The 18,104-nt window shown below is 59.0% G+C and carries 20 protein-coding genes and 1 other RNA gene; 7 read left to right on the forward strand and 14 right to left on the reverse strand.

Annotated features, from left to right (window positions below):
• Positions 1-116 precede the first annotated feature (116 nt).
• Positions 117-527 (forward strand): DoxX family protein, encoded by a 411-nt coding sequence (locus B4M48_RS17500; RefSeq protein WP_039380520.1) that lies wholly within the window; start codon positions 117-119, stop codon positions 525-527.
• Between the two features lie 79 nt (positions 528-606).
• Complete coding sequence (locus tag B4M48_RS17505; protein WP_150018068.1) at positions 607-1,581, forward strand: glutathione S-transferase family protein; 975 nt, start codon at positions 607-609, stop codon at positions 1,579-1,581.
• A gap of 209 nt (positions 1,582-1,790) precedes the next feature.
• On the opposite strand, the gene rnpB is transcribed toward B4M48_RS17505, so the two are convergent.
• Positions 1,791-2,167, reverse strand: an RNA gene (gene rnpB, locus B4M48_RS17510) — RNase P RNA component class A.
• 33 nt (positions 2,168-2,200) lie between these two features.
• Positions 2,201-3,064 carry a 16S rRNA (cytidine(1402)-2'-O)-methyltransferase gene (rsmI, locus tag B4M48_RS17515; protein ID WP_039380525.1) on the reverse strand — a complete coding sequence of 288 codons (864 nt, stop codon included), beginning with the start codon at positions 3,062-3,064 and terminating at the stop codon, positions 2,201-2,203.
• Positions 3,065-3,126: 62 nt separating this feature from the next.
• Here rsmI and B4M48_RS17520 point away from each other — a divergent pair, with 62 nt between their 5' ends.
• The 4 genes from B4M48_RS17520 to dolP are packed head-to-tail and all read left to right on the forward strand — an operon-like array spanning position 3,127 to position 6,699.
• Positions 3,127-5,157, forward strand: a complete 2,031-nt coding sequence (locus tag B4M48_RS17520; protein WP_104085392.1) for a penicillin-binding protein activator — start codon at positions 3,127-3,129, stop codon at positions 5,155-5,157.
• The gene (locus tag B4M48_RS17525; RefSeq protein ID WP_071669191.1) at positions 5,115-5,510 is read left to right on the forward strand and encodes a YraN family protein; all 396 of its coding nucleotides are present in this window, start codon (positions 5,115-5,117) and stop codon (positions 5,508-5,510) included. Before B4M48_RS17520 ends, B4M48_RS17525 begins: the two co-directional genes overlap by 43 nt.
• Positions 5,511-5,524: 14 nt before the next feature.
• Complete coding sequence (diaA, locus tag B4M48_RS17530; RefSeq protein ID WP_039380533.1) at positions 5,525-6,112, forward strand: DnaA initiator-associating protein DiaA; 588 nt, start codon at positions 5,525-5,527, stop codon at positions 6,110-6,112.
• A gap of 14 nt (positions 6,113-6,126) precedes the next feature.
• A complete protein-coding gene (gene dolP / locus B4M48_RS17535) occupies positions 6,127-6,699 on the forward strand; it encodes a division/outer membrane stress-associated lipid-binding lipoprotein (protein ID WP_039380536.1) in 573 nt (190 codons plus the stop codon).
• Positions 6,700-6,739: 40 nt separating this feature from the next.
• Here dolP and B4M48_RS17540 read toward each other — a convergent pair whose 3' ends face one another.
• Positions 6,740-7,441, reverse strand: coding sequence for a pirin family protein (locus B4M48_RS17540; RefSeq protein WP_071669190.1), 702 nt, complete (start codon positions 7,439-7,441; stop codon positions 6,740-6,742).
• Between the two features lie 129 nt (positions 7,442-7,570).
• Between B4M48_RS17540 and B4M48_RS17545 the strand changes: the two genes are divergently transcribed.
• Complete coding sequence (locus tag B4M48_RS17545; RefSeq protein ID WP_039380543.1) at positions 7,571-8,476, forward strand: LysR family transcriptional regulator; 906 nt, start codon at positions 7,571-7,573, stop codon at positions 8,474-8,476.
• Here the strand turns inward: B4M48_RS17545 and B4M48_RS17550 are convergent, their stop codons facing one another.
• The 11 genes from B4M48_RS17550 to pmbA all read right to left on the reverse strand — a co-directional run bounded on the left by B4M48_RS17550 (position 8,477) and on the right by pmbA (position 18,047).
• Positions 8,477-10,387 carry a BglG family transcription antiterminator gene (locus tag B4M48_RS17550; protein WP_071669189.1) on the reverse strand — a complete coding sequence of 637 codons (1,911 nt, stop codon included), beginning with the start codon at positions 10,385-10,387 and terminating at the stop codon, positions 8,477-8,479.
• 21 nt (positions 10,388-10,408) lie between these two features.
• Complete coding sequence (dagF, locus tag B4M48_RS17555) at positions 10,409-11,149, reverse strand: 2-dehydro-3-deoxy-phosphogluconate aldolase (protein ID WP_039380549.1); 741 nt, start codon at positions 11,147-11,149, stop codon at positions 10,409-10,411.
• Positions 11,146-12,267: a DgaE family pyridoxal phosphate-dependent ammonia lyase gene (locus B4M48_RS17560; protein ID WP_039380551.1), complete on the reverse strand. Its 1,122-nt coding sequence runs from the start codon at positions 12,265-12,267 to the stop codon at positions 11,146-11,148. The genes dagF and B4M48_RS17560 overlap by 4 nt, the downstream gene beginning before the upstream one ends.
• Complete coding sequence (locus B4M48_RS17565) at positions 12,251-13,384, reverse strand: amidohydrolase/deacetylase family metallohydrolase (RefSeq protein WP_071669188.1); 1,134 nt, start codon at positions 13,382-13,384, stop codon at positions 12,251-12,253. The genes B4M48_RS17560 and B4M48_RS17565 overlap by 17 nt, the downstream gene beginning before the upstream one ends.
• A 90-nt stretch (positions 13,385-13,474) precedes the next feature.
• Positions 13,475-14,122 (reverse strand): DUF4310 family protein, encoded by a 648-nt coding sequence (locus B4M48_RS17570; RefSeq protein ID WP_039380556.1) that lies wholly within the window; start codon positions 14,120-14,122, stop codon positions 13,475-13,477.
• Positions 14,123-14,132: 10 nt separating this feature from the next.
• Entirely contained in the window at positions 14,133-14,909 is a 777-nt protein-coding gene (locus tag B4M48_RS17575; protein ID WP_071669187.1) for a DUF4311 domain-containing protein, read from the reverse strand.
• Positions 14,910-14,986: 77 nt separating this feature from the next.
• A complete protein-coding gene (locus B4M48_RS17580; RefSeq protein WP_071669186.1) occupies positions 14,987-15,286 on the reverse strand; it encodes a DUF4312 family protein in 300 nt (99 codons plus the stop codon).
• Between the two features lie 3 nt (positions 15,287-15,289).
• The gene (locus tag B4M48_RS17585) at positions 15,290-15,646 is read right to left on the reverse strand and encodes an SFCGS family glycine-rich protein (RefSeq protein WP_039380562.1); all 357 of its coding nucleotides are present in this window, start codon (positions 15,644-15,646) and stop codon (positions 15,290-15,292) included.
• A 17-nt stretch (positions 15,647-15,663) separates the two neighbouring features.
• Positions 15,664-15,993, reverse strand: a complete 330-nt coding sequence (locus B4M48_RS17590) for a glycine dehydrogenase (protein ID WP_071669185.1) — start codon at positions 15,991-15,993, stop codon at positions 15,664-15,666.
• 254 nt (positions 15,994-16,247) lie between these two features.
• The gene (gene cybC / locus B4M48_RS17595; protein ID WP_071669184.1) at positions 16,248-16,634 is read right to left on the reverse strand and encodes a cytochrome b562; all 387 of its coding nucleotides are present in this window, start codon (positions 16,632-16,634) and stop codon (positions 16,248-16,250) included.
• Positions 16,635-16,706: 72 nt separating this feature from the next.
• On the reverse strand, positions 16,707-18,047 hold the full coding sequence (gene pmbA, locus B4M48_RS17600) for a metalloprotease PmbA (protein WP_094111026.1): 1,341 nt from the start codon (positions 18,045-18,047) through the stop codon (positions 16,707-16,709).
• Positions 18,048-18,104: the final 57 nt, after the last annotated feature.

An 18,104-nucleotide genomic window follows, 5' to 3' on the forward strand; every position in this document is an offset into this window, starting at 1 on the left:
CTTTCGCGCCGCGATTATTATCTCTCTCCATCAGCCCGGTGAACGTTTATCTGCGTTGCAGCGGGAAATTAACGGACAGGTTTTCAGCCTGCCACAAAATTACGCTGGAGTAGATGATGAAAAAATTCGAAGATGCAGGACTGTTAGCCGCGCGTGTACTGATGACTATTCTGTTTATTACGGCCGGCTGGGGCAAAATTACCGCCTATGCCGGTACTGAGCAGTATATGCAGGCAATGGGCGTGCCGGGCTTTATGCTGCCGCTGGTGATCCTGCTGGAACTGGGTGGCGGCCTGGCTATTCTGTTTGGTTTCCTGACGCGCTTTACCGCGCTGTTTACCGCAGGCTTTACTCTGCTGACCGCGTTTCTGTTTCACAGCAACTTTGCAGAAGGCGTAAACCAGCTGATGTTTATGAAAAACCTCAGCATTGCTGGCGGTTTCCTGGTTCTGGGTCTGGTGGGACCAGGCGCCTGGAGTATTGATCGTCTGATCCGCCAGCGCATGGCGCCCGCCGCCGCCCGTTAAGCGCGCAGGTAGCTTACAGCAGATATACTGAATACAGGGGCAGAGGATCATCCTCGCCCCTTTTTTCTATGGAGGGCATATGGGACAGCTGATTGAGGGTGTCTGGCACGATACCTGGTACGATACAAAGTCAACCGGAGGGCGTTTCAAACGCTCAGAGTCAGCATGGCGTAACTGGATCACGCCTGATGGCAGCGCCGGTCCTGACGGTAAGCCCGGCTTTGCAGCAGAGCGCGATCGCTACCATCTGTACGTTTCACTTGCCTGCCCGTGGGCGCATCGCACGCTGCTGATGCGCAAGCTTAAAGGGCTGGAAGAGATGATATCGGTTTCCGTGGTTCATCCGCTGATGCTGGAGAACGGCTGGACGTTTGATGACAGCTTCCCGGAGGCAACCGGCGACACGCTGTATCAGCATGAGTTTCTCTACCAGCTCTATCTGCATGCCGATCCGCACTACAGCGGCCGCGTGACCGTACCGGTGCTGTGGGACAAGCAGCAGCACACCATTGTCAGCAATGAGTCGGCCGACATTATCCGCATGCTCAACAGCGCATTTGATGCCCAGGGCGCACGAGCCGGCGACTACTATCCTGCCGATCTGCGCGATAAGATCGATGAACTTAACGGCTGGATTTACGATACGGTCAATAATGGCGTCTATAAGAGCGGTTTTGCTACCTCTCAGGCCGCTTACGATGAAGCCGTTACCGCCCTGTTTCATTCATTGGCGCGGCTGGAGCAGATCCTGGGACAGCATCGCTATCTCACCGGCGATCGCCTGACTGAAGCCGATCTGCGCCTGTGGACCACGCTGGTACGCTTTGACCCGGTGTATGTTACTCACTTCAAGTGCGACAGGCACCGCATTAGTGACTATCGCAATCTGAATGGCTTTCTGCGCGATATTTACCAGATGCCCGGTATTGCAGAGACGGTGAATCTGCCGCAGATCCGCCATCATTATTACTGCAGCCATAAAACCATCAACCCGAACGGCGTGATTTCACTCGGTCCGGCATTTGACTGGGATGAACCCCACGGCCGCGGTTAATCGGATGTAAAACGGGCGCCATTAATGGCGCCCCTACGCATAACCGTAGGGGGCGCATTCTTGCGCCCCGGGGTGTTTAGATGTAGGGGACGCATTCATGCGTCCCTGGCTGAATTCATGCGCCCCTGGCCGCAGAGAGAAACGGAAATACCTGCACTCGCGGCTCACAAAACAAAAAGCCCCGCCGGGGCGGGGCTTTTCATTTGAAAAGTCGAAACTGACCGATAAGCCGGGTTCTGTCGTGGACAGTCATTCATCTAGGCCAGCAATCGCTCACTGGCTCAAGCAGCCTACCCGGGTTCAGTACGGGCCGTACCATGTGAACCCCTATTTGGCCTTGCTCCGGGTGGAGTTTACCGTGCCACGGACTGTTGCCAGCCGCGCGGTGCGCTCTTACCGCACCCTTTCACCCTTACCTGATCCCGTTTCCGGGCCATCGGCGGTTTGCTCTCTGTTGCACTGGTCGTAGGCTTGCGCCCCCCAGGCGTTACCTGGCACCCTGCCCTGTGGAGCCCGGACTTTCCTCCCCTCTGCCTGTCTCCCCCGAAAGGGACGACGACAAAGCGGCGACTGTCTGGTCAGCTTCGGCGCAGGATAATAGGCGATCTGACCACGTTTGTCACTCTTCTTGCTGCGCCAGCGCATATTTATACAGCGCATTTTTTTTCACGCCGTGGATTTCCGCGGTCAGCGCAGCGGCTTTTTTCAGCGGCAGCTCCGCCTGCAGCAGCGCCAGCGTACGCAACGCCTCGGCTGGCAGCGCCTCCTCATCTGCCTTATGTCCCTCAACAATCAGCACCATCTCGCCCTTGCGCCGGTTCTCATCTTCCCGCACCCAGGCAAGCAGCTCTCCCACCGGCGCGCCATAGATCGACTCCCAGGTTTTGGTCAGCTCGCGCGCCAGTACCACATAGCGCGCTGCGCCCCATACGGCTGCCATATCCTGCAGCGTATCCAGCAGTCGGTGGGTCGACTCATAAAACACCAGCGTACGCGGCTCTTCGCTCAGCGCGCGCAGTGCATCGCAGCGCCCTTTGCTTTTCGCAGGGAGAAACCCTTCGTAACAGAATCGATCGGACGGTAATCCCGCCGCGCTTAATGCTGCAATGGCTGCACAGGCGCCAGGCAGCGGCACAACGCGCACGCCCGCCTCGCGGCAGCGACGCACCAGATGGTAGCCCGGATCGTTGATCAGCGGCGTGCCGGCATCGGAGACCAGGGCGATACTCTGCCCCTCCTGTAGCTTCGCCAGCAGCACATCCGCTTTCTGCTGTTCGTTATGATCGTGAAGTGCGAACAGTCGCGCATTGATGGCGAAATGTTGTAGCAACAGCCCGGTATGACGTGTATCTTCCGCTGCAACGAGATCGACGCTCGCCAGCACCGTCAGCGCACGCTGTGTGATATCACCCAGGTTACCGATCGGGGTAGGAACGATATAGAGCGTACTGGCAGAAATCTCTGCCCGATCGAGTTGTTTCATTGTCTCATCCGAATTGCCGATTTAATATTGAGCATCAAGAAAAAAACATCACTGGATACAGTATGCTTCCTTCAAAAGTCGTACGTCGTAAAGCAGGACGCTTTGTACCTGTTCTTCTCGCCGGGCTGATTCTGGCCGCCTGTAGCGGTCAGGGTCCGCAGCAAACCTCTAACGTCAATATTCAGGGGCCCGCAACCGGACGCTCTGACTATTATCTGCAGCAGGCACAGCAAAGCAGCGATGATAGCAAGACCGACTGGCAATTACTTGCCATCCGTGCCCTGTTGAAGGAAGGAAAGTATCCTCAGGCACAAACGCAGCTTGGCCAGCTGCCGCAGCAGCTCTCTGATGTGCAGCAGCAGGAGCTGCAGCTGCTGCGCGCGCAGCTGCAGATTGCGCAGCAGAATTACAGCGGCGCTCAGCAGCAGCTCAGCCCGATTAAGGTAGCCGATCTCTCTTCCGATCAGCAGGTACGCTACTACGCACTGCAGATCGCCGCGGCGCAGAACCGGCCATCGCTGGCGCTGCTGCGCGCCTATATCGCGCAGGAACCGCTCTTAAAAGGTGACGAACACCAGAGTAACATCGACGCGACCTGGCAGGCGCTGACCCAGCTGACGCAGGACCAGCTTAACAGCGTTGTCATCAATGCCGATGAAAATACCCTGCAGGGCTGGCTCGATCTGCTCAATACCTGGCACGCTAACAGCCAGGATCCGCAGATGCTGAAGGCGGCCATTAGCGACTGGCAGACGCGCTACCCGCAAAACCCGGCGGCAAAAACGCTGCCAGCGCAGCTCAGCCAGGTCAAAAACTTCAGCCAGGCTTCCACCAGCACCATCGCCCTGCTGCTGCCGCTGAACGGTCAGGCGCAGGTGTTTGCGAATGCGATTCAGAAAGGCTTTAACGATGCAAAAAATGGCGTGCTGAGCGCGGCTGCCCCGGCACAGAGCAGCGCGCCGGAAAGCGCTACTGCCCAGCCTGCGCCGGACGCGACAGCGGATAGCGGAGCGGCCAACAGCGTGGTTAGCCCGGCGGCCGCCAGCATGCCTGCGCAGGAGAACACGCAGCAGCAGCCTGCTGCACCAGCCTCTCAGCCAGCCGCCAGCAGCGCACAGATTAAAGTGTACGATACCAGCAGCCAGCCGATCGCTCAGGTCATGCAGCAGGCGCAGCAGGATGGCGCCACGCTGGTCGTTGGCCCGCTGCTGAAAAATCATGTGGAAGAAGTAGCAAACAGCCAGACCCCGCTCAACGTACTGGCGCTAAACGAGCCGGAACAGATCCAGAACCATCCGAATATCTGCTATTTTGCGCTTTCTCCTGAAGACGAAGCGCGTGATGCAGCGCACCATATCTATGAGCAGGGCAAGCGCCAGCCGCTGCTGCTGCTGCCGCGCAGCAGTTATGGCGACCGGGTCGGAAAAGCGTTTGCAGAAGAGTGGCAGCAGCTGGGTGGTGCCACGGTGCTGCAGCAGCGCTTTGGTGGCGTGGCCGAGCTGAAACAGGGCATTAACAGCGGAGCCGGTATTGCGCTGAGCGGCACGCCGCTGACGGTACAAATGGAGCAGCCGCAAAGCGTGGCCATTGCAGGCCTGACGATCCCGGCGCCGCAGAGTAGCACCCCGGCACCGGCGGCTGACAGCAGTGGCGGTAGTGTGGACGCCGTTTACATCGTCGCCAGCCAGAATGAGCTGCAGCTGATCAAACCGATGATCGCCATGCGCACCAGCAGCCGCAACAGCACGGCGCTTTATGCCAGCTCGCGCAGCGCGCAGGCGGGCGCCGGTCCCGATTTCCGGCTGGAGATGGAAGGCCTGCAGTACAGCGATATTCCGCTGCTCTCCGGCGCTAACCCTGGCCTGATGCAGCAGGCAGCGAAGACGTTTAACAACGACTATTCGCTGGTGCGCCTCTACGCGATGGGCATCGATGCCTGGACGCTGGCAACGCAGTTTAACCAGATGCGGCAGGTAGCCGGCTTTGCCATTGATGGCAACACCGGTAAGCTGAGCGCCGACACGGATTGTGTCATTAACAGGAAGCTGGCATGGAACCAGTATCGCCAGGGACAGGTCGTTCCGGTACAGTAAACCGCCAGCGTATCGGCGCGGAGCATGAACAGCAGGCGCGTCACTATCTGGAGCGCGCCGGGCTGAAGTGGGTCGCCAGTAACGTCCGCTTTCGCGGAGGTGAACTTGACCTGATTATGCGCGACGCCGACTGCTGGGTATTTGTAGAAGTGCGCTACCGGCGCGATGCGCGCTACGGCGGAGCAGCCGCCAGCGTGACGCGTCAGAAACAGCAGAAGCTGCTGCGGGCAGCGGCGCTCTGGCTGCTGACGCGCGGCGGCAGTTTTGAGACGGTCAATTGCCGTTTTGACATCATTGCCATTACCGGGCGCGAACTGACGTGGCTGCCCGCTGCTTTTAATGCCGATGAATAGAACCAGGTGGTCTTGTGCAGGACAGAATTAAAGCGTGTTTTACTGAAAGTATTCAGACGCAGATTGCCGCAGCCGAAGCGCTGCCGGATGCGATCTCCCGCGCCGCGATGACGCTGGTGCAGTCGCTGCTGAATGGTCATAAAATTCTCAGCTGCGGTAACGGTGCCTCAGCGGCCAATGCGCAGCACTTTGCGGCCAGCATGATTAACCGGTTTGAAACCGAGCGTCCCAGCCTGCCGGCGCTGGCGCTGAGCGCAGATAACGTTATGCTCACCGCCATCGGCAACGATCGGCTGCATGATGAGATCTACGCCAAACAGGTACGGGCGCTGGGTCAGGCGGGTGATGTGCTGCTGGCGATCTCAACCCGGGGTAATACCCGTGACATCGTTAAAGCGGTTGAGGCGGCAGTGACGCGCGATATGACTATTGTCGCGCTGACCGGACACGACGGCGGCGAGCTGGCTGGCCTGCTCGGCCCTCACGACGTGGAAATCCGCATTCCCTCTCATCACAGTGCGCGCATTCAGGAGATGCATATGCTGACGCTGAACTGCCTGTGCGACTTGATCGATAACACCCTCTTTCCCCACCAGGAATGACTGAAGGAGCTTACATGAAAGCATTGAACGCTATCGCCCTGCTGTTAACGGCCATGCTGCTGCAGGGCTGCGTGGCAGTGGTTGCCGGCGGTGCCGCTGTTGCCACCAAAACCGCCACTGACCCCCGCACCGTGGGTACGCAGGTTGATGACGGTACGCTGGAGCTGCGCGTCTCTAACGCGCTGGCAAAAGATGAACAGATTAAGAAGCAGGCGCGGGTCATTGTTACCGCTTACCAGGGCAAAGTGCTGCTGACCGGTCAGGCACCGTCTGCCGATCTCGCCAGCCGTGCCAAACAGATCGCTATGGGCGTCGACGGCGCAACAGAGGTCTACAATGAGATCCGCACCGGAGAGAAGGTCAGCCTTGGCACCTCTTCTTCCGATACCTGGATCACGACCAAGATCCGCTCGCAGCTGCTGGGCAGCGATCAGGTCAAATCGTCTAACGTGAAAGTGACGACGGAAAACGGGGAAGTCTTCCTGCTGGGACTGGTCACGCAGGAAGAAGCCACGGCGGCGGCAGATGTTGCCAGCCGGGTCAGCGGCGTGAAGCACGTGACAACCGCCTTTACCATTCTGAAATAATCTTCATTCTTACTGTGAGGGCGGCGCTGGCCGCCCTTTTTTATGCCGGTAAATCGATCACCAGCGCACGCAGCGGCGTCTCTGCCTGCAGAATAAGCTGCTGCTCATCACGAATAAACGCACCGTCGCCGCACTGCAGCTGCTGCTGATTCGCGCTGCTGCTGCGCACATCCAGCGTGCCGTGAATCGACTGCAGATACGCGCGCGCGCCGCGCAGCTGCACAATCTGCTCCTCTCCCGGCGCTAACGTCACCTGATACACTCTCGCATCCTGACGCAGCTGCAAACTCTGGTCTGCCCCGTCAGGCGAGGCCAGGAGCAGCGGCGATGCGCCATTGAGCGTCATCCGCTGCTGCAGCGGGTTTTCCCGCTCCGGACAGGCGCTCAGCCAGAGCTGCAGGCGCGTCAGCGGCCGATCTTTGCTGAGGTTTATCTCGCTGTAGCTTACGCCCTGCCGCGCAGACAGCAGCATCGCCTCACCTGCCCGTACGGTCAGGCGCTGTCCCTCGCTGTCGCGATACTCCGCCTCACCCTGCAGCACCAGATTCAACACATCAACCTGCGGATAGGTGCGGGGCTGAAAAGCGGCACCCGGCGCCAGCACCTCCTGGTTCAGCACGCGCAGCGCGGCGTATCCCATCAGTTTGGGATCAAAATAGTGGCCAAAAGAGAAGCTATAGCGCGCCTGCAACCAGCCAAAATCAGCCTGGCCACATGCGGACGCGCAGCGGGTTGTCATCATGCTATACCTCCGGTGCACTGCAGGAGACGCTCACTGCAGGCTTAATCGGTTTATGGTAAAAGGCTGGACGGCGGAATGTTAGCCAGTTAATCTGCCTGGCATATTCAAATTTACTGACAGAGAATCAGTATGGCTAAAGAGCGTGCATTAACGTTAGAAGCGTTACGGGTGATGGATGCGATTGACCGGCGCGGCAGCTTTGCCGCCGCGGCAGATGAGCTGGGTCGCGTTCCCTCTGCGCTGAGCTATACCATGCAGAAGCTGGAAGAGGAGCTGGATGTGGTGCTGTTCGATCGCTCCGGTCATCGCACCAAATTCACTAACGTTGGCCGGATGCTGCTGGAGCGCGGTCGCGTCCTGCTGGAGGCCGCAGACAAGCTCACCACCGACGCAGAAGCGCTGGCGCGCGGCTGGGAAACGCAGCTGACTATCGTAGCGGAGGCACTCATCCCCACCGACCTGCTGTTTCCGCTGGTCAGCAAGCTGTCAGAAAAAGCCAACACGCAGATATCTCTGATCACTGAAGTGCTGGCGGGCGCGTGGGAACGTCTGGAGCAGGGCCGGGCGGATATCGTCATCGCACCTGACCTGCACTTCCGCGCCTCCAGCGAAATCAATACCCGCAAGCTTTACACCATTATGAGCGTCTATGTCGCCAGTCCTGACCACCCTATTCATCAGGAGGCAGAGCCGCTTTCGGAAGTCACGCGTGTGAAATATCGCGGCATTGCCGTCGCTGACACGGCGCGTGAACGTCCGGTGCTGACGGTACAGCTGCTGGATAAGCAGCAGCGTCTTACGGTCAGCAGCATGGATGACAAGCGGCGGGCGCTGCTGGCGGGACTGGGCGTTGCCACCATGCCTTATCCGATGGTAGAGAAAGATATTGCCGAGGGCCGGCTGCGCGTGGTCAGCGCTGAGTATACGCGGGAAGTGGATATTATTATGGCCTGGCGTCGCGACAGCATGGGTGAAGCCAAAGCCTGGTGCCTGCGTGAAATCCCGAAGCTGCTGGCTAAGCGCAATCAGGCCTAGTCAGGGGCGGCCCAGACACTCTATCGCCACGGTTTTAAAATGGTCAAAGTCACGGCACTCCCGCAGGCGCGGCATGGCACGTTCGCGCAAAAAGGTGACAAACAGATCGTAGAGCGCCATCGCCTCTTCATATTCACGTTTGCTGATAGCCAGCAGAAAGATCACGCAGGCGGTCTCATCACCCCAGCTGACGCCATGCGGCGCAATAACGGTATAGACCGCGGTTTTCTGCGCCAGCAGGCCGAGCGCGTGCGGCAACGCAATGCCATCCCCGAGCAGCGTGCTGACAATCGCTTCACGCTCAACCACGGATGGATAAAAGTCTGCTGCAACAAAGCCCTGCTCCTGCAGGCGATCGCACAGCAGCTGAAAGAGCGCCTGCTGCGTCAGCGGCTGATCCAGCACCATAAAATGCTGCGCGGAGAAATATTTTTCCAGCATCCACGGCCGGGTGCGGTCCACCAGCACCAGCTTGCCGAGCTGCTCCAGCTGAAAGCCGGTCGGAAAGGGCGACATCACTACCACCGGCCGGTTCTTTTCATGCAGCCGCACCGTAGAGATAACAAAATCTTCTTCAATCCGCTCCCGCAGCGCGTAGTCGCGCTGTGTCAGCCGGGCGGTGACCACCAGCTGCGGATATTTGCGCAGCAGCAGCGCCTCAATCATCCGCAGCGTTGAGGTTCCGCTATCGCACACCAGCAGTACGCGCGGGTGGCGCTGATAGCCAACGTCATAGTGCCGCTCCAGCCCCACGCCAATATGCAGCACCAGAAAGCCAATCTCATTTTCGCTCAGCGTATAAGGGGTATATTTGCTCCAGCTGCTGACGGCGGCCAGCGTCACATCCCACGCCAGCGGATAGTGCTGTTTGATGTTGCTCAGCAGCGGATTGGGAATATGGATCTGATAGCGCACCCGGGTGATCATCGATTTGATATGGGTAAGCAGATCGGCGCGCAGCTGCTCGTCGTGCTGCAGCTGGTAGGCATAATGCGTATTGATATAACTCAGCAGCCAGCTCACCAGCGCGTCAGCGTCATCTGCATTGATGGTGCTTGGCTCCAGCGCCTGGATCTGACGCGCGGCGATATTGACGCGCAGCCAGTTCTCTTCCGCCCGCGATAAGGCTTTGCCGGTAAGCGGTCGCAGCTGATGCACCAGCGCGTGCGCCGCCTCACGCACCTCTTCGCCTACTTCTTCTGCGCCCGGATCGCTGAGCGGAAAGCCTTCGCTGATGCGGCGTACTGCTACCGCGCAGTAGATCAGCAGGTAGCGCTCGCCCTCATCGCTGAGACGAATAGCGTAACGGCTGAGGCAGTGCTGCAGCAGCGGCTGCAGCTGCGTCAGCATATCACTGCGCAGTACTTCAATACTCAGCAGCGGGCTGTCGGGCGTCTCCTGGTCGATCTGCCACAGCAGATCGGTAAGGCAGGTGCGGATAGCCGTCTCGCTGCCAAACAGCTTCATGCCGTAGCGCGGTTTAGTTTCGATATGCAGATGATAGCGCCCCAGCCACTCCCGCACCTCTGCCATATCCCCCTGCAGCGTGGCGCGACTGACAAACCACTCTTCCGAGAGATCTTCCAGCCGCAGTGACCAGGCCGCAGTAAGAAAGCGGCTGAGCAGATAGCGAACCCGCTCCTGCGAGGTGCGCGGCACCCGCAGCGGCGCGCTGCTTTGCTGCTGCAGCGAATCAAAGCGTGCCGCGTCGGCCACCTGCAGCTGATAGCCGGCGCCGCGCGCCAGCACAAACTGTGCGCCGTGCTGCTCCAGCAGCGCGTTCAGCGCCGCAATGTCGGTGCGCACCGTGCGCGTAGAGACCGAGAAACGCCGTGCCAGCTCATCCTGCGGCAGCGTTTCATGCTGCAGTGCGGCAAACAGCTGCGCCAGACGCTGATTAGGAAATCTCACAAAGCCTCACCCGTAACGAAGTTATTGCAGCAGTGCCTTGCACGTTGCCAGAAGCTGGCGCACATCGTCAATGCGCGTCTCACCGCTTGCGCTGTCGATAATTGAGCTGTAAACGTGCGGGATCACTTTACTGACGCCCGCCTCCAGCGCGATCTGCACGATCTCCGCAAAATTATGCAGATCGATACCGCCGGTGGGCTCCAGCCAGAAATCGCGCCGGGCGCACGCCTCTGCGACCGCGCGATACTCCGCCACCGCGCTCAGACCGCCCATCGGAAAAAATTTTACCGAGCTGCCGCCCATGTCCTGCAGCATGGCGATGGCGCTGTCGATCGGCACAATCGCTTCCGCCGCCTGCGAGCTTAGCGAACCGGTTGAGATCTTCACTTTCCCTGGCGTCCCGCTGGGGGAGACCAGACCATTTACCACCGTCTGCGACTGTCCCAGCAGCGCACGGCTGGTCGCGACTCCGGTAAACACCTGATTGACATGCTGCGGCTGCAGCACCGCTGCCAGTTCGCTCACCATAGCAGACTGACGCGGATCGCCGGCCCCGAGACCGATAGAGAGCGCGTTATCAATCAGCGCGGCGTAATCGCGCATGTCAGCCAGCGCCGCGTCGTGGCTGGCATAATTTTTTGACAGCACGCCAACCAGCACATGCCCTTCTGCTGCCAGCCAGATGTCGCGTGCGTTCTGCTTTGAGCCCGCCAGTACGTTGAGACAGAGACGATCCTGATAAAAATCGGGGGTCAGCTTCATGCGTTGTTCCTTTCTGCCAGCAGCGCGTCAATACGGCTGAAGATAGTCTGCAGCTGCGCGGCAGTAACGCTGCGCACGTCGGCTTCGATAATGCTTTCGTTTGCCTTATAGCCGCGAAAATAGATAGCGATGTCGCCGTTTTTCAGCGCCTGGACGAGATCGCCGGTTGCCCAGCCGGTCAGCGCTTCATCGAAATGGATCTCTGTACGCGCAATATCGCGCCCGGCGCTGTCCCATACCACCCGCGCGGTGACGCCCGGCAGCTGGTTAAGCTGGTCGATAAATGGCGTCATGTGCTGAACCATCTCGCTGCCGCTGGTTTTTGGCTGCGACAGGTAGCGCTCAATGGCCTGCGTCAGGCCCAGGATCCCCTCTTTGCCCACTTTCATCGCACGACCGATGCCGTTGCTCTGCCGTTTTACCCATTCGACACAGCGGCTGCGTCCTACCACCAGTCCGCTGGAGGGACCCTCTATCGCCTTGGCACCGCTGTAGATCACCAGGTCGGCACCCATCTGGTAGTAGCAGCGCAGGTCTTCTTCTGCCGCCGCATCCACAATCAGCGGGATGCCATGCTGCTGCGCGACTTCTGCCGCCTGCGCCACGCTGAGGTGGCTTTTTTGCACGCAGTGGTGCGATTTTACGTAGAGCAGCGCTGCCGTAGCCGGCGTGATCGCCGCTGCCAGCTGCGCGGCGGAACACTCGTTGCTGTAGCCCGCTTCCACCAGCCGGCCACCGCCCAGCGCGACCATGGTGCCGACCGGCGCGCCGTAGTTCACGTTGTGCCCTTTAGGCACGACGATCTCATGCGGAACCGTGAGCGGCGCCGCGTGCAGGTTATCCAGCAGCCAGGCGTTATCTTTCACAATGACCCCGGCCACACACTGAGCGATACCCGCCGAGGCGCAGGAAACCACGACGGCGCTTTCTGCCTGCAGCAGTCCGGCAATGTAGTCACCGGTATGGTTCACCAGATCTTTCATTTCAAAGTAGTGGTTCAGGCCATAGCTGACGCTTTCCACCACCTCCGGTGCCGGCGTCGAGACGCCCAGAATAGTCATACGGCCTGACGCATTGATCACCTGTTTCAGGTGATATTTTTCATAAACTGAAGACATGATGACGCTTTCCCTCTTCGGTCAGATGCCACTGGCCTGCCACTGTCACAGCCACCGGCAAAAAATGGTGCTCTCCCGCCACCTGTTCGCCCTCTGCATCGGTAAACGGACGGGTCTCCTGATTCACACTGAAAATAGTCAGATCGGCATCGCTGCCCGGCGTCAGATCGCCTTTGCCGCTGAGGCGCAGCGCCGCTGCTGCCTGGGTTGTCACGCAGGCGATCACCTGCGGCAGCGTCATGCCCAGCGCAAGAAACTTAGACATCACGTGCGCGAGGCTGTGTACCGGCCCGTGCAGGCGGTTGCGACAGTAGATATCGGAGCTGATGGTATCGGGCAGAATGCCGCGGGCGATCGCCTGTCGCGCCACCGCAAAGCTGAAGCTGGCGCTGCCGTGCCCGATATCGAGCGTGACGCCGCGCGCCAGCGCCTGACTGACCGCCGCTTTCAGCTCACCCTGCGCGGAGAGAATGCGGTTAGGTTTGCCGTTAAAGCAGTGGGTGATGATATCGCCGGCGGTCAGCAACTCAGCGATCTCCTCCAGCACCGGCGGATCGTTACCGATATGTACCATGAGCGGCAGATCGCCGGCAGCGTGCTGGATCGCTTTGGCGCGGATCAGCGGTGCAATGCCGTTTTCCCCGACCACGCTGCTGCTCATGCGCGCTTTCAGACCAACAATGAAACCGGGATGGCGCGTGACCGCCTGCACCACCGCTGCTTCATCAATCTGACGCATGTCCGCCAGTTCGTTCTGGGTGACTATCCCGGTGCGGGCAACGTTGAGCAGCGCCCTGACGTCGGTGGTGGCGTGGCGCGTCAGCTGCCGGAAGTCATCGATCTGGTCGGCGCCGGTGCTGCCGGCATCCACCACGGTGGTGACGCCCTGCGCAACGCCGACAGCGTCCGCTTCATCGTGGTAGACAGGCGATTTTGCATAGCAGTGTACGTGGCTGTCTATCCAGCCTGCGCTGACGTACCAGCGCCCGGCCAGATCGCGCTCCTGCTGCGCGCTGCCCGTGACGTTGCCGACGACGGCGATTTTGCCGTCGCGAAGAGCGATATCCACCAGCTGCTCATCGCACAGTCGTGCGCGGCGCAGAATCAGATCAAACATGGTTACTCCTTACTGCGTTTGCGGCCAGGGGCGCATGAATGCGCTCCCTACATCCTTACCCCAGGGTCGCCATTCATGGCGCCCGCCCTGTTACAGCGAAATCGGGAACATCGCGCCCAGCACCATGGCACCCAGAATTGCGCCGCCGGTAATCGGCTTGTTCCACAGGTAAAACAGCAGAGCGCCAGCGAGCGAGCCCAGGCCAATGGGAATAGAGGCTGCCATCGCCGACAGGATAATCAGCGGGCCGAGAAAGCGTCCGGAGGCGTTGCCTGCGCCCATCATCACATCGGCGCCATAGGTGGAATCGCTCTGGTTGATGGTAAATTTGCGCGCCAGAATAATGACGTAACCAATCGCCACCCCGATCACCAGACCGGTTACCAGCGAAGCCGCAAAGTTCGCGACCGGAAACACAATGCCTGCGCCCAGCAGCAGCGCCGGCACGCCCAGCCCGACGCCGGTCTGGATCGCACCGCCGATATCCAGAATACCGACCAGCGAGCCTTCAATGATGCGGGCAAACAGAAAGCTGGCGCCAAACGCGGCGACCGCGCCATAGACGCCGGTCTCCATGCCGGCGCGCAGCATCGACACAAACGCCACTTCGTTAAAGGCGCCGATTCCGTAGAGGTAGTACATATGCGTACCGGCAAATACGCCGGATGAGAGCAGACCGACAAAAATCGGGAAGGACCAGTCGGCATACCAGAAGCCGCGATTTTCATGTTCGTTCATGGATGGCTCCTTATTTGCCGCTCAGGCTGTTGTGGATCATGTCAAGCCAGCCAGGGACGCCGAGCTGGAAAGATTGCAGCAGTTTCATATCGAATCCGCGGAAGAAGCCGCTCAGTACAAACAGCAGCACAATCGCCGCCATCATGACTTTCGTCACCCGGTTCCAGCCGCTCTCCTCTACCCCTTTCCCAATCAGGATCCCCAGCACCAGCCCCGGTACGGCATTACCCATAATCAGCTGCGCCAGGCCGCCAAAGATGGTGGCCCAGAAGCCCGATTTTTTGCCGGCGTCGATGGCTGCCAGCCAGAAAATGACCGGCATGACGGTGTTTACCAGCAGGTTAGCCGCCGGCACCAGCACTTTGACTGCCGTCACCTGCAGCGCAGCCGGTACGGCTGAGGCGGTGCTGTTCAGAAAAGCCACGACGATCATGCCGATGATGCCGCACGCTATCGCCATACGCTTCGGGTTATGCAGCGTCTCTGCCACATTGCGATTTTTGACCATCAGCGCCGCAGCACCCCAGTTCGGCAGAATGCGGTGATCCACATCCTGCGTGAAGGAGCCAGCCGCCACAGAGGACGCCCAGGCGTTGAAAAAGAAGCCGAGACCAAAAGAGAAATGGGAAGCGGGGTCGCCTTCACACGAGTTAAGCTCGCCCAGGGTACGAAATGCACCCATGCCCTGTGTGACCGGTGCGTGGAACATGCGCGCTGCGCCGGCTCCCACCCCGACGCCGACCAGCCCGCCGATAATTAACGACTTAAACAAAATGATGAGAAACATAGTGTTGTACCCTTTATTGTCATTGTTGCGCCGGGTAAGCCCGCTCTCCTGGCGGGATAACGACCAGACCAGCGCGTTCAGGGTGTCGCCGTAAATGTCACGCTTTCCATATCGATAACGGTGACGCTGACGCTGATTTCCAGTTCAACGCTGTAGTGATGCCGCTCGCGCGCCAGGAAAAAAAACAGAAATTTTTCCCGCCGGGTACGCACCCTGGCGTGCAGCACCCGCACATCCAGCGGCTCAATGCGCAGCAGCAGCTTCTGGCTGTTGCGCAATACCTGCTGCTGCACGCTGCTGAGCGCATCGGCAAAGGCTTTTGCTTTGGTATCGCCTTTCCCCTGCACGATAACCTGCGTCTCATAGTGCTGTTTCATACGTCAGCTGCCGTGCTTCTTGTTCCAGGCCTGCACCAGCCGTTCGCCCAGCTCCTCTTTGTCCATAAAACCAAAGCCCAGCACGGTTGCCCCTTCGTTGATCGCCGTTACGCCCTCGTCTACCGAGCGCATGCCATGTTTCGCCCGGTAGCCATATTTGTTCTGCGCGGTGATAGCACCCGCGCCGCCGCTGCCGCAGAAAGAGATGCCGAAATCAGCGTTTTCCGCTTTCATCACATCACCCAGCTTCATATCGGCTGCCACGCCTGGCACCACCACCGCGCGTCCACCCGCTTTTTCAATGCCGGCAGCCACTTTCTGGCCTTTACCCAGACGATCGCCAATCACCACTGTCACCATGTTCACTTCCTCTCTGTTTATGCGTCGTTACTTTTCGCCACTTCAATATGCACCGAGAGCAGCCAGGCCTCTTCCACCGGCAGATTGCCGAACAGATCGACGATCTGTTGCGCCAGCTGCAGGCTGTCAGGCGGAATATCATCAAACAGCTCCGCTTCTACCTCCGGCAGCGCCTCGCCGTTTAGCGAGCGGCTGGCCATCGCCTGAACGTGCGAATTCAGCATCTGCTGCTGCACCGGTGTGGGGCTAATCTGGTGCGCGGTATAGAGGATCGCGATTTGACTTAATATGCGATCCGCCAGCGCCTGAACGGCTTCTGCGTTCAGCGGGACAGCATCACTCCTCACCCTTCTACTCCTGTTTACGGCAGATAATTCGCGTTAAAAAACAAACTACGCGTTCCGTCCGGCCGTGTGGAGACGCACTTTTTCCACCCTGAAACGGAAATGTGGCAACGCGCGGTGCGTCAGATCGCAGACAGCACATATCGCGCATGCCAGCGGCTGGCATGCATCAGGCGTGCGGGAAAGTTATATATTTGCAGAGGAGTGTGCAGGGGAGGATCGGTAAAGCGGGCCAGCACGCAGGCTGGCCCCGAGTATCAGCGGAATTTCTTATGGTTGGTATTGCGGATATCTTCCAGTTTTTTCGCTTCGGCTTTTGCCTCATCCAGCTTGCTGGCCTGAGCGAGCTTGTCGACCACGTCAATCTGCGCAATCAGTGCGTCAAGACCGGCGTGATAATCTTTGATCTGTGCGCTATCCGCCGGCTGCCCTTCCAGCTTGTCCGGCGTGGAATTTTTGGCATCCTGCGCGGCCTGGCGCATTTTACCGAGCGCAGTATGCATCTCCTGCGCGTCATCCGTTTTCTTCACTACGCTCAGGTTCTCTTTCAGCGTATCCATATCCTGTTCAAGATCTGCCGCCAGCACGCTGGCAGAAGAGAACAGTAACGACAGAGACAACATTGCAATTAAATGCTTACGCATGACGTGTTCCTTTTAATTATTATCGGGCAAAAAAAAAGCAGCCTTGCCGGCTGCTTTCTGGAAGCGATGTCGTTATTGTCCGGCGATTTTCATCTCCGGCAGCAGCACCGATCCGCATTGTATATTGCTGCGGGTTTCAATGTCGTTACCGACCGTAACCATATTGCGCCACATCTCTTTAAGGTTTCCTGCAATTGTGACTTCGCTCACAGGATACTGAATTTCGCCGTTTTCAACCCAGAAGCCCGCCGCGCCGCGCGAGTAGTCGCCGGTCATGGCGCTGACGCTCTGACCCATCAGTTCAGTGACAATCAGGCCGCGTCCCATCTGTTTAACGAGGTCATCAAAGCTGTGGCCCTGACCGGCAATGCGCCAGTTATGTATGCCGCCCGCGTGGCCGGTGCTCTGCAGGCCAAGCTTGCGCGCTGAATAGCTGGTCAGCAGCCAGTTCTGCAGCACACCCTCTTTGATAATATCGCGCGCTTCGGTTCGCACGCCTTCACTGTCAAACGGCGTCGAGGCGAGTCCTTTCAGCAGATGCGGCTGCTCCTGAATCGTCAGCCATGAGGGCAGGATCTGCTGGCCCAGCGAGTCGAGCAGAAACGTCGATTTGCGATAGACGCTGCTGCCGCTGATCATACCAACCAGATGACCAAACAATCCGGTGGCGACCTCAGGTGCAAACAGCACCGGTGCTTTCATGGTTGGCAGCTTGCGCGGGGCAAGGCGGGCCAGCACGCGGCGGGCACACTCGTTACCGACCCACTCTGCGCTCTGCAGATCGTCTATCGAGCGGCCGATAGTATAGGCGTAGTCACGCTCCATATCGCCATCCTGCTCGGCAATGACACAGCTCGACAGCGAGTGGCGGCTGGAGCAGTAGCTCTGCAGCATGCCGTGACTGTTACCAAACACTTTGATGCCAACGTGGCTGTTGAAGCTGCCACCTTCCGTATTGGTAATGCGCTTGTCCGCCTGCAGCGACGCCTGTTCAGCACGCGCGGCCAGCTCGATGGCGCGATCGGCGTCGATCTCCCACGGATGGTAGAGATCAAGATCGGGTGCATCAAACGCCAGCAGTTCACGCTCTGCCGGTGCAGCATAAGGATCGGGTGAGGTATAGCGCGCAATGTCGATCGCTGCCTGCACGGTGCTTTTTATGGCATCGGGACTGAGATCGGTCGATGAGGCGCTGCCTTTGCGGTTTTGATGATAGACGGTGATACCAAGCGCACCGTCGCTGTTGAATTCGACGTTTTCCACTTCACCATAGCGCGTGCTGACGCCGATGCCGGTGGTTTTTGTCACCGCAACTTCCGCACCATCGGTGTGAGCTTTAGCGAGTTCCAGCGCCTGGGCGACAGCCTGTTCCAGCGCTTTACGTTGTTCTGCAACCTGAGTAGATACGTTCATCGACCTGCCGTCTAATCTTAAGTGTGAATCTGTTGAGTCTATCAGACTCAGAGAACA

The organism is Pantoea sp. UBA6567 (assembly GCF_002434165.1).
GTDB classification, from domain to species: Bacteria; Pseudomonadota; Gammaproteobacteria; order Enterobacterales; family Enterobacteriaceae; genus Pantoea; species Pantoea eucrina.

Excerpts from the sequence above, each read along its gene's own strand:
- pmbA (WP_094111026.1), bottom strand. The coding sequence starts at position 18,047 with ATGAACGTATCTACTCAGGTTGCAGAACAACGTAAAGCGCTGGAACAG.
- B4M48_RS17500 (WP_039380520.1), top strand. The coding sequence starts at position 117 with ATGAAAAAATTCGAAGATGCAGGACTGTTAGCCGCGCGTGTACTGATG.
- B4M48_RS17540 (WP_071669190.1), bottom strand. The coding sequence starts at position 7,441 with ATGATGACAACCCGCTGCGCGTCCGCATGTGGCCAGGCTGATTTTGGC.
- rsmI (WP_039380525.1), bottom strand. The coding sequence starts at position 3,064 with ATGAAACAACTCGATCGGGCAGAGATTTCTGCCAGTACGCTCTATATC.
- B4M48_RS17545 (WP_039380543.1), top strand. The coding sequence starts at position 7,571 with ATGGCTAAAGAGCGTGCATTAACGTTAGAAGCGTTACGGGTGATGGAT.
- B4M48_RS17575 (WP_071669187.1), bottom strand. The coding sequence starts at position 14,909 with ATGTTTCTCATCATTTTGTTTAAGTCGTTAATTATCGGCGGGCTGGTC.
- dolP (WP_039380536.1), top strand. The coding sequence starts at position 6,127 with ATGAAAGCATTGAACGCTATCGCCCTGCTGTTAACGGCCATGCTGCTG.
- B4M48_RS17570 (WP_039380556.1), bottom strand. The coding sequence starts at position 14,122 with ATGAACGAACATGAAAATCGCGGCTTCTGGTATGCCGACTGGTCCTTC.
- B4M48_RS17565 (WP_071669188.1), bottom strand. The coding sequence starts at position 13,384 with ATGTTTGATCTGATTCTGCGCCGCGCACGACTGTGCGATGAGCAGCTG.
- B4M48_RS17580 (WP_071669186.1), bottom strand. The coding sequence starts at position 15,286 with ATGAAACAGCACTATGAGACGCAGGTTATCGTGCAGGGGAAAGGCGAT.
- B4M48_RS17525 (WP_071669191.1), top strand. The coding sequence starts at position 5,115 with ATGGAACCAGTATCGCCAGGGACAGGTCGTTCCGGTACAGTAAACCGC.
- B4M48_RS17505 (WP_150018068.1), top strand. The coding sequence starts at position 607 with ATGGGACAGCTGATTGAGGGTGTCTGGCACGATACCTGGTACGATACA.
- cybC (WP_071669184.1), bottom strand. The coding sequence starts at position 16,634 with ATGCGTAAGCATTTAATTGCAATGTTGTCTCTGTCGTTACTGTTCTCT.
- B4M48_RS17585 (WP_039380562.1), bottom strand. The coding sequence starts at position 15,646 with ATGGTGACAGTGGTGATTGGCGATCGTCTGGGTAAAGGCCAGAAAGTG.
- B4M48_RS17560 (WP_039380551.1), bottom strand. The coding sequence starts at position 12,267 with ATGTCTTCAGTTTATGAAAAATATCACCTGAAACAGGTGATCAATGCG.
- B4M48_RS17520 (WP_104085392.1), top strand. The coding sequence starts at position 3,127 with ATGCTTCCTTCAAAAGTCGTACGTCGTAAAGCAGGACGCTTTGTACCT.
- dagF (WP_039380549.1), bottom strand. The coding sequence starts at position 11,149 with ATGAAGCTGACCCCCGATTTTTATCAGGATCGTCTCTGTCTCAACGTA.